The sequence below is a fragment of the Bacillus massiliigorillae genome (genome assembly GCF_000380245.2).
Taxonomy (GTDB): domain Bacteria; phylum Bacillota; class Bacilli; order Bacillales; family DSM-1321; genus Bacillus_AD; species Bacillus_AD massiliigorillae.
The window spans coordinates 291,849-299,244 of sequence record NZ_HG428742.1 but is presented as its reverse complement, the minus strand read 5'-3'; the positions used below and the strand labels follow the sequence as shown (position 1 = coordinate 299,244).

At 30.7% G+C, this 7,396-nt stretch carries 6 protein-coding genes; 3 read left to right on the top strand and 3 right to left on the bottom strand.

Features of this window, described 5'->3' with window-relative positions; all coding sequences use genetic code 11:
- Positions 1–487: 487 nt before the first annotated feature.
- From TX86_RS17550 to TX86_RS17540, 3 genes are all read right to left on the bottom strand, one after another.
- Positions 488–1,381 (bottom strand): tyrosine-type recombinase/integrase, encoded by an 894-nt coding sequence (locus TX86_RS17550; RefSeq protein WP_042350906.1) that lies wholly within the window; start codon positions 1,379–1,381, stop codon positions 488–490.
- A 23-nt stretch (positions 1,382–1,404) separates the two neighbouring features.
- On the bottom strand, positions 1,405–2,379 hold the full coding sequence (locus tag TX86_RS17545; RefSeq protein ID WP_042350905.1) for a helix-turn-helix domain-containing protein: 975 nt from the start codon (positions 2,377–2,379) through the stop codon (positions 1,405–1,407).
- Between the two features lie 322 nt (positions 2,380–2,701).
- On the bottom strand, positions 2,702–3,565 hold the full coding sequence (locus TX86_RS17540; protein ID WP_042350904.1) for a PGN_0703 family putative restriction endonuclease: 864 nt from the start codon (positions 3,563–3,565) through the stop codon (positions 2,702–2,704).
- A 212-nt stretch (positions 3,566–3,777) separates the two neighbouring features.
- Between TX86_RS17540 and TX86_RS17535 the strand changes: the two genes are divergently transcribed.
- The 3 genes from TX86_RS17535 to TX86_RS17525 all read left to right on the top strand — a co-directional run bounded on the left by TX86_RS17535 (position 3,778) and on the right by TX86_RS17525 (position 7,215).
- A complete protein-coding gene (locus tag TX86_RS17535) occupies positions 3,778–4,293 on the top strand; it encodes a hypothetical protein (RefSeq protein WP_042350902.1) in 516 nt (171 codons plus the stop codon).
- Positions 4,294–4,416: 123 nt separating this feature from the next.
- Positions 4,417–6,417, top strand: coding sequence for a hypothetical protein (locus tag TX86_RS17530; RefSeq protein ID WP_042350900.1), 2,001 nt, complete (start codon positions 4,417–4,419; stop codon positions 6,415–6,417).
- Positions 6,418–6,801: 384 nt separating this feature from the next.
- Entirely contained in the window at positions 6,802–7,215 is a 414-nt protein-coding gene (locus TX86_RS17525; protein ID WP_154663154.1) for a recombinase family protein, read from the top strand.
- Positions 7,216–7,396: the final 181 nt, after the last annotated feature.

Here is a 7,396-nt window from a genome sequence, read left to right as displayed (position 1 = left end):
AATGAAGAGATGGATCTTATTCAACAATTGATTACTTCTGTATCTGAGGATAAATTAACAACCGAAGAACTTGTTGAATTATTTGATTATAGAGAGAAGAATAAGAGTTAATCTACACTAGTTCTCATTCATTAGGGTGAAAATGAAAAATAGTAGTCCGTTTCTTATTATATGAATGGTCTGCTATTTTTTTGAGGCATAGCAAAACTAAATTGGGTATTGCAATAGAGAGAAGTTTTAAAGTAGTAGTTGTAATACTCTGATATATGGAGCGGAATAAGTGAAAATAAAGATGAAAAGATACCAAATAATTGAATTAATGATTTTTAATAATTTTAAATCAAAACAAATAATGATAAATTATTAATTATTAATCATTATTTGTTTTGATTTAATTTTTAAGCAATTGTATATTTGCTGATAAAAAGGCAATAATAATCATAAGAAAAAGGATAAGGTAAATACCTTATCCTGAGATTTTGGTTAACTAAGGGAGCATATTAATCGGTTCCCTTAGATTCTGCAGAGTTAGATGTTGATACACATCCGTTGATCGAGTGTCGGTATGACCCATAATTTCTGCTAGTGCTTTTTGAGAGATACCACGTTCTGTTAAAAATGTAGCTGCTGTATGACGTAAAAGATGAGGTGTAACTCGCTTTTCAATACCTGCTGTTGCGGTTATTTCATGTAACTTCTTTCGTACAATATCACTGGTGATATGCTCTGTAATATTCTTAGGTGAATGAAAGAGAAAAGACGAAGAGTGTGCTGGATGTTCATTTAAAAATTTTGATAAAATAACAAACAATTTATCATTTATAGGAAGAAACTGATTTCTTCCACCTTTGATATAAGGTAGAAAGATTTTTCTTTCCTCTAAGTTCACATTCTCTTTTTTTAATTCAACAATGGCTGTAATTCTGCTTAAAGTATTGTAAATGGTCGCGATGATTGTGTAATAGTAAGTAGACATTTCTTGAGCAGTATTTAATAAAATAGTAAGCTCATCTTCGGTTAGGATTTTAGGTAATGGTGATTTTACACGTTCATGCTCTATCTTTGTAGGTATATTTTCCTTGTAGCCTTGAGATGATACTAGAAAGCGTGCGAATGATTTTAAAGTTGAAAGGTGTCGATTAGCAGTACTTTGCTTTAATTTTCTATCTAAAACTAGATATCCCAAATAGTCTTCTACATCGCTTTGTGTTAATTGTTCAAATAGAAATTTACCATCATATTCTGTGTATATAAATTGCTTAAATGATTTTAAATCTTTTTTATAAGCAGTAATCGTTGATTCAGGCTTTCCTTTACTTTTTAAATATCGTAGGAATTTAATTTCAAGAGCGGGTAAATCAAAGTTTTCGCTATATAGCATGACAGTATAATGTCCCTTCTAGCCTATTTGAAGTACACTTCATAGGAGTCATTTTCAAAAGTAGACTTGTTGAAGTGTATATTTTTAGTCTTCAATATGTTCTTAACATTACTAACGAATGGCGATGGCTTAAAGATATGTACTGTATTTATTGGACCGCTCGAATAAATATTACCTAGATTTCCATAAGAACGTGTTGTTATTTTAAAACCTGAAATTAAGTTCATATACTCATTAATATGTTCTTTATCTTGCTGGCGCGTTGTTATTAGCAAATAATCCTTTGTGATTTCTAATGCAAAAAATAATCCTGTGTTACTAAGTTGTAGATGGCCAACTACTGAAATATCCTCCAATTCTTCATTACTTTTACCTTCATAACCAATAGGTTTGGTTTCTTTGATCCATTTATTTGAAGTATCTACAAAGTACTTTTTAAACTCTTTGTGAGTAACCTTTTGTACTTTATTACTTATGGAAGATTCTGCGAAGTCATGGATGTGCTCTATTACCTCTCGTTGAATATCATCTGAATACTTAGTGAGATTCAATAAAGGAGTTATTAATTCTGGACGCTCACTTAATTGATTTAGTAGTTTTGTAAGCATCGGATTATCCTGTGTTTGTTCTTCGGATTCCTTATGGATAACAGAGTTATCAATTTCATTACTAGAGCTTGTTTGTGGTTGATCATCTTTTATCTTTTTGACTTCAAGATCCTTTGTCTTTTCTTTTATGGGGTTATCACCTTTCTTCGCTACTTTTTTTGTTTTACTCCTATTAACTAGTTTCTGTAGCTCAGAAAAATTAAGTTCTTCATATTTACTTTCTAGAGCTCTTAGGGAAAGTTCACGTGGTAATCGTCTTCCTTGTTTTAAGTGATTAATCATAGCACCTGAAACGTGCATGATTTCTCCAAGTTCCTTTTGTGTTAACCCTCTTTCCAGCATAAAATCAGTAATAAATTCTGCGAATGTATTGTATTGATTAACATTCATATTTAGATTTTTCCTCCTTAAATTAAGTTATTAATTATGATTAACAATTTTCTGAAAGTTAATACAGTTGATGTGTAATTTAAGGAAAGATTTAGATAACTAATTTATGAAGCTTTGTGTGGATATTAATTGAAGGTAAAATATTATTGTGAAATGGAATTTCCTTAAAAAGATATATCAAACTAAAGAGTGAAACCCAAGAACGTTGATAAAGCAACATTCTTGGGTTCTTCTCTTTCCATATAGTCTCTTTGGATATGAATAATTAGCATTTGGTATAGTAAGTTTAAAGGAATAATTGTCCGGTGATATTCTGATTATTCTAGGAGTTTCTTGGTTTATAAATATCTGTATCATACATATATTTTTCTTCAAACATTAAATAATGAGTTAAGAGAGTGTGTTGTATATTGTCTCTAGAGTTTATGATTATTTTAGTTTCTTCTAATATATCTTCCCATGTAATTAAATGAATGCTCTTATGTATTGTAGGGCTTATTACATTTTTGATTAGATAATCATATTCTTTGTGAAGTTTCGTGTGATCGCGGGGGCTGATGATTATAAACAAATCATTTTTGGAAGTATCTAAATATGCGATATTCCTGAGTAGTTGGTAATTTTTCATTAGTTCTTCATACATATTTATTTCCTGTCTCATCTTTCCGACTAACATATCTTTGTAGATGTTTTGGTATTTGGTTAAGTATTTCTCCGATTGCCAATCTGATTTTTTTACTTTACCAAAAGCTTCCTCAGTGTATTTAATTTCAAAGTATATCCTTTTTCCTGACTGTAATTGAACATAAAAGTCAAAGTTAGTGCCTTCCAATTCGGAAAGTACTTTTTCGAACTCATAAGATACAACATACTCCCCACTTAATTTAAGTGCTTGTAAAAGTATGCTTTCCTGTTTTTCTACAATCATCGGAAAGAAGAAGTTCATACAAAGAGCTTGTGAAGAATTTAAATGATGAAAATCTCTATGAAGGCTTATATTGTTATCTTTAATGTGTTTTAATAAATCAGCTCTGTATGTATCTAAGAAGTTCAATTCGTATTTGTTGATAGGTAAAATATGAGGATATTGCTTTCCATTTGCTTTCCATATGCCATTTTCGAGCACATTTACTTTGTTTACTTTGTAATTAGATAAACGTTCTTTTATTTCATCTTTAAATGCCATTCTAATTTCTCCATTCGAAAAGTTATTTCCCTACTTTTACCAAAAACCGGTATTTAACAATAACATTATCATATGTATGGATTTATGCGTTATTTATTTTTGGAGTAATCATGACATAAATGCAAGGTTATTCGATTAAAAAAGGTACATGAGGAATATATAGTGATTATTCAGCATTATTAACTAGTTAATTCTTAATGGAGGGAATAAAAATGCTTCTAGATCCTGAAGGAAAAGAGTTATTCATGGAGCTTTGTGGACGCTTAAAAAATTTAAAGCTAATCGCTGATAGAAAACCGAAAAAAGTAAAGTGGGAAGAAAGTATTGGTTTCTATTTTCAAAGGGAAATTAATGAGTTCGCTAATAGGAAAATAAATCAAGTTGCTACTGTTCATTTTGCTGGAGATAAATATAAGGTTGGAGAGAATGATGTAAATGGTGTAATTTTGAGACTATATTGTGTTCCTTTTCAAGCCTTTGGTTTAGAAACTATCTTAGAGAAGTATGCTGTAATATTTTGCACGAAAGAGGAAGGAAGAGTCGATTCACCATATTTTGATTTTATCTTTGAGGAGCCTTATTCATGCAGTAATGCTGATATTAATTCCATTTTTAATGATTTAAATGAGGGATTTCGCAATAGTAAGTTTGGTGCAGTTTACGAGAGACTAGAAAGAGAAATTTTACCTAAAAGTATAAAAGGTATACCAAGAAAACTACGTGATTAAATACTTTGATTCAAAATACAACTTCTAGTTTAAACAATAATTTCAATGAAATAGTGCATATATTGGTTTTAATTGCACATTATAATTATTGACAATGACGAATTAGTTAAGTGAGTAAATTTCTTGAGAAGTGCGATTAACGCTACTCAAGTTCAAATTAAATTTAACCAAGCTGTAAAAACTTCAACAGTAATTTCTAATACTACTACGGGAGCACTAAACGGTACTAATATTGCATTTACTTCTCTTGATGGTAAAGAAATTACGGAAAGTAATGCTACAGCTAAATTGAGTGATGATGGAAAAACTCTTGTTGTAACAGCTGGACTAGACTCTAGTTCTATACAAGAGCTTTTTGCAGGTCGTTATCAAGTTGTAATTAAAAATGTTCAAAATACAGAATCTAAAAAAATCGCTGATTATGATGAAGTAGTTAACTTAGGAAAAGATACTACTGCACCAACAGTAGCTTCTGTAGAAAAACAAACATCTAAAGTAAATAAAGTTACGTTTTCTGAGCCAATTGGTACACTAGGTAACTTTACATTTAAATTAGCTAATGGTACAGTGGTTCCTTCTAGTGATGTGACAGTTTCAGCACTTTCTACTGATAAGAAGTCTGTTACGTTAACAGTATCAGCTACAAAATATGCTGGAAAGACTATTACTGCTACATTATTAGGAACTAAGGATTTTGCTGGTAACTTATTAAATCCAAATCCTACTACTTTCAATTTCCAAGTTGGTGATAAAGATGGAGTAGCACCAACGGTTACATCTTTGAAAGCAATTAGTGATAGTGTTCTTGAGGTTGAGTTTTCTGAAGAAGTTCAGAATTTCGAAACTTCAGTAAGTGCTGATGCAGATAATCGCTTCAAAGTAACAGGTGGTGCTCCTGTCACAGCAACAAAAATTGAACAAAATTCAAATGATAAGAAAAAGTACACAGTAACCTTATCTGGAAGTGCAATCAGTTCAGGAAATTCAGTACTTGCTGATGTTAAAATTAATAAAACTATTACACTTGCTTCTACAGGAACAAGCACTGTAACTGATTTATCTGGCGAAGATATGGAAGCAGATTATACTCAAATTCTTTCAATTAAAAAGGACGTTACTGCTCCAACATTAGAATCTTCACAAGTAGTTGAAGTAGCAGGAGTAAAATATTTAGAACTTAAGTTTAATGAGAAGTTAAGTACGACTACTAGTGGAACTCCTGCTTTACCAACAGCAGTAGCATCTTCTGCATCTGCTTATAAAGATTATGTTACTGTATCTGATAAGAACTTTGCATTTGGTACAGCAGCTGGTGATGTTGCGTTAACAACAGATGGTAAAGGCGTTCAAATTAAATTAGCAAATGCTAAATTTGATTCTTCAGCATTAATTGAAGGAACTAAATATAAATTTAAGGTTAATGCTACAGATGTTGCTAGTAATACAACTACAGAACCAATTGAAGTTGTATTCACTTACCAAGCTGATGTAAGCGCTGATGAGCCAAAATTAACTAATTCTGGTGGTATTGTAGCTAATGATAATAACACAGTTACTCTTAAATTTGATAGAGAACTTGATGGTGCAAGTGCAACTAATGTTGCTAACTATAGCATTGCAGGTGTTGAAGTTAAATCTGCTACATTGAAACCAGTAAGTTCTGGAACACAGGAAGTAGTTTTAAAATTAGGTGAAAATACTTTAACTGGTGAAAGAGCTATTAGTATTTCTGGTGTTAAGAGTAAAGCTGGAATAGAAATGAAAGCTTATAATGATTCGGTTAATTTAACTGAGAATGTAAAACCATATGTAGTATCTGCCAAAGTAACAGGTACAAAAACAATTGAAGTAACATTCTCTGAAGAAATTACTGCTGCTGGTATAGCAGATAAAGATGATTTCGTTATTAAAATTGGCAATGCAACTACTGGAGTTGCTTACGGTACTACTGCTAATGCACTTTCAGCTGATAATAAAGTTGTTACAATTACATTGGATAGTGCATTAACAGAAGCTCAAATAGCAGAAACTCTTACACTTGAGGCTAAAGTTGGAGCAACTTCTGCAATTGAAGATAATGCTACAAACATTGTGAAAGTTGGTTCTGTAACAATTGCTAAATAATTTTTGTTAATGTTTCGTATGTAAAAGCTTTGTTGAGAGAAATCTCATCAGAGCTTTTTCTGTATAAAAAACGTTATGCCATTCAAGCCACTAGTAGTACTATGTTTACTCCTCTATTTAATCTTCGCTTTTTTTCTTTTTAAATTAAAATGCATAAAATTTTCATTTCTGAAAAATAATCTTAGCATACCTCTTTCACATTTGAGAGGTATGCTTTTTTAACTATGTGATTAGTTAAATAGTTAGTTATAAAGTTTAGTTAAAGCGAGGTGAAATAGTTAAAGTTTGAGAGTTTAACTTCCATTGGTAAGTTAAACAAGAAAGGAGAGAAATTAGCTGTTTAAAGAATCTGTTGTTGATTACTCTTATCAAACAGATATGCAAATGAGTTTAGCGAATAAAGGTCAAATGAGATGTTGGCCTTATACGCATTTTAACCTTCCAGTTGAGAATGCTTTGGACTTCTCAAGCAAAATAGTAATTGGATACATTAAGTCATTTAAATCTAAGGAGATTGGTGATTTATCTGATTTAGTAGTTGATTTTTGTGAAAATAATCAACTACATCTAGCGAAGATATTTTATGAAACAAGTATTTGTTTAACTAAAGAAGCGCTGGTATTTAAAGCAATGGTCAAACTTCTTCGGCTGAAGGAAATGAAAGTTGATTGCATTATTGTACCTAGTTTAAATCATTTTTCGAAAGATAAATTGCATTTAGTAAATGTTTTTTATCAAATACCTAAAGACGTTTCAGTAGTAGCTTTGGATTCAGTAGGTACTACATTTGTTAATTAAAAATATCTTTGATTGCTTTTATATTGAAATTGGTTAAATGTAAAATCTTAGTTCTGTATTAACCTTAGATTTTACTAAATTACTTGTTGGCTAAAATTCAACTTATCGTTTTTTAACTAGATTAACTAGCTTACCGTTTTGTTATTGTCGAACAGAAAATGGTTCTTCAGTTAATTAGTTT

Coding starts and splice junctions, on each gene's coding strand:
- TX86_RS17550 (WP_042350906.1), bottom strand. CDS start 1,381: ATGCTATATAGCGAAAACTTTGATTTACCCGCTCTTGAAATTAAATTC.
- TX86_RS17545 (WP_042350905.1), bottom strand. CDS start 2,379: ATGAATGTTAATCAATACAATACATTCGCAGAATTTATTACTGATTTT.
- TX86_RS17540 (WP_042350904.1), bottom strand. CDS start 3,565: ATGGCATTTAAAGATGAAATAAAAGAACGTTTATCTAATTACAAAGTA.
- TX86_RS17535 (WP_042350902.1), top strand. CDS start 3,778: ATGCTTCTAGATCCTGAAGGAAAAGAGTTATTCATGGAGCTTTGTGGA.
- TX86_RS17525 (WP_154663154.1), top strand. CDS start 6,802: ATGAGTTTAGCGAATAAAGGTCAAATGAGATGTTGGCCTTATACGCAT.